Source organism: Alkalibacterium indicireducens (assembly GCF_039522005.1).
Taxonomy (GTDB): domain Bacteria; phylum Bacillota; class Bacilli; order Lactobacillales; family Carnobacteriaceae_A; genus Alkalibacterium; species Alkalibacterium indicireducens.
In genome coordinates, this window is the sequence record NZ_BAAADA010000209.1 from 1 (window position 1) to 2,142 (window position 2,142).

General features: G+C 39.8%; 2 protein-coding genes and 1 tRNA gene. All 3 read left to right on the forward strand.

Translation table 11 applies throughout. The annotated features are described in order from the left end of the window. Nucleotides 1-197 precede the first annotated feature (197 nt). The 3 genes from ABFX15_RS11780 (at nucleotide 198) to ABFX15_RS11790 (ending at nucleotide 2,046) form a co-directional block, all read left to right on the forward strand. Nucleotides 198-271: transfer RNA gene (locus ABFX15_RS11780), tRNA-Arg, on the forward strand. A 269-nt stretch (nucleotides 272-540) separates the two neighbouring features. Next, entirely contained in the window at nucleotides 541-1,173 is a 633-nt protein-coding gene (locus ABFX15_RS11785) for a YczE/YyaS/YitT family protein (RefSeq protein WP_346025592.1), read from the forward strand. A gap of 147 nt (nucleotides 1,174-1,320) precedes the next feature. Further along, nucleotides 1,321-2,046 (forward strand): potassium channel family protein, encoded by a 726-nt coding sequence (locus ABFX15_RS11790; protein ID WP_346025593.1) that lies wholly within the window; start codon nucleotides 1,321-1,323, stop codon nucleotides 2,044-2,046. Nucleotides 2,047-2,142 lie beyond the last annotated feature (96 nt).

Genomic DNA, 2,142 nt, shown 5'->3' on the forward strand with positions numbered 1-2,142 from the left:
ATTTTAATATTAAAATTGAAGAGTTACCATCTCTAGAAAAAAAGTTTCCGCCAAAGTCTTGACACATACAATGAAAATGAGAGTATTGAGTGCATAGCCAGACTGTTGTATAATGAAAGTTAGGCGCATGATAATGCTTGTATAAGAGTACGGCGGAATGATTGTGCCACAAGTTTTTCTTTACATACCTATCATCTGACCCTATAGCTCAGCAGGATAGAGCAACAGTTTCCTAAACTGTAGGTCGGGAGTTCGAATCTCTCTAGGGTCGTCTATTTTTTCAGTCAGGCAGTCATGGGCTGCTTTTATTGTACAATTAATCTATTATCCTTTTTTATCTCCGTATTATGTTCCGGTCTAGACCCCTTATTTCTTCCTCTGTTTTAATCCCCTTCAAGATTTGATTAAACTACTCCCCCAGATGAGAAATCAGTCATAAATCGGAACTAACTCAATGAGAGTTTACTGCACAGAATTGACTTTCATCCTGGTAGGTCGTATGATGAAAAATAGACATTATTCAGGAAAAAGAGGGTTTATATGAAAAAAATAAAATTGACTTATTCACTAATCGGTACGTTTTTCATCAGTTTCGCGGTATCGTTCTTCCGTCTGGCTGATTTGGGTACCGATCCGTACACTACATTCAACTTAGGTGCGAGCGGCTTTCTTGATATGGGCTTCGGCTTGTTCATCATGATTTCCAGTCTAATTGCACTGATCCTGATTTATTTTGATAACCGTTCACTCATTGGTATTGGAACACTTCTAAATATTTTTATCGTCGGAAACTTTTCAGACCTGACACTATCACTTTACAATTCTTACTTCTCAGGACCTGAAGGCCTGCTTATCCGTATCATTTTCTCATTACTTGGGCTGTTATTTATTTCAAGTGGTGTGGCCTTATACACTGAGGCAAAAGAAGGCGTTGCTCCTTACGATGCGTTCCCAATTATTTTGACAGAGAAGGCAAATGGCAGATGGACCTACCGGACATCGCGTGTCATCCTTGATGTCTCATTTTCAATTATCGGCTATCTTCTAGGTGCTACTTTAGGATTCAATACGATTATTACTGCTTTCTTTATCGGACCTTTTATTCAATTCTTCCGTAAGATATTTGAAAAAGACTTGCAGACACGGGCACTACGTTATACTTCAGAAAAATAAATCAGAATGCAGCACTGGACTTTTGGGTTCAGTGCCTTTTTTTATACTAGATTCGAATAATGATTTACGGACTTTACATCTAACATCAAACACCCTACTATTAGACTAACTACTTGCCTTAAGTCAGGCTGTATACAGGAGGATATTATGCGCTCGTTTAGACTATATAATTTTACTATGGTGGCTCTGTCAATTGCATCCATCTTTCTGATTATCCTCGATCTTGTCTCAGTTATTTCGATTGCTGACCAGCCATACTTTGCAATTGATTTGAGTTTCGTTTTTATTTTTGCTGTCGATTATATTTATCGGCTGACCCTGTCTCAAGACAAGAAAGAATTTGTGGTCCATCATGTCTTTGATCTGCTGTCAATCATTCCGTTTGTCTCGATTTTCAGACTATTCCGTCTTTCCCGAATCTTTAGGATACTGCGTTTCTCTCATCTCATCCGACTGTCACGTTTCACTCGCCTATTCAGTCTGAAAGTCCGGTCGCAGCGGGAAATCAAATCGATCCTTCATACAAATGGTCTTATCTATGCCTTATATACCAGTGTTCTCCTGATTCTTTTCGGAGCGGTCGTCTTTTCAGTATCAGAGAATGTCACTTTTTCAGAATCCGTGTGGTGGGCGATAGTTACAGCTTCTACTGTCGGTCACGGTGAAGTCTCTCCGGTTACTCTGACTGGAAGAATTGCTGCTACCATTCTGATGTTTCTCGGACTGGCTATGATCAGTGTGCTCACGAGTTCTTTGACAACCTACTTTAACCGGTCCAAGTCGAAAGAAACTGAAAATATTAGTTCATTGGAAAGCAAAATTGATCAGCTGATCAAAAAGGTCACAGAACTGGAAGACAAACTCCCTGACTAGCAGGAAAAAGACATGCCTGTCTTTCTTTATCAGTTTTCCGAGCGAGAAAACCCACGGTTTCAATCGTGGGATGATAGCTCGGCAGGGATGAGGGTT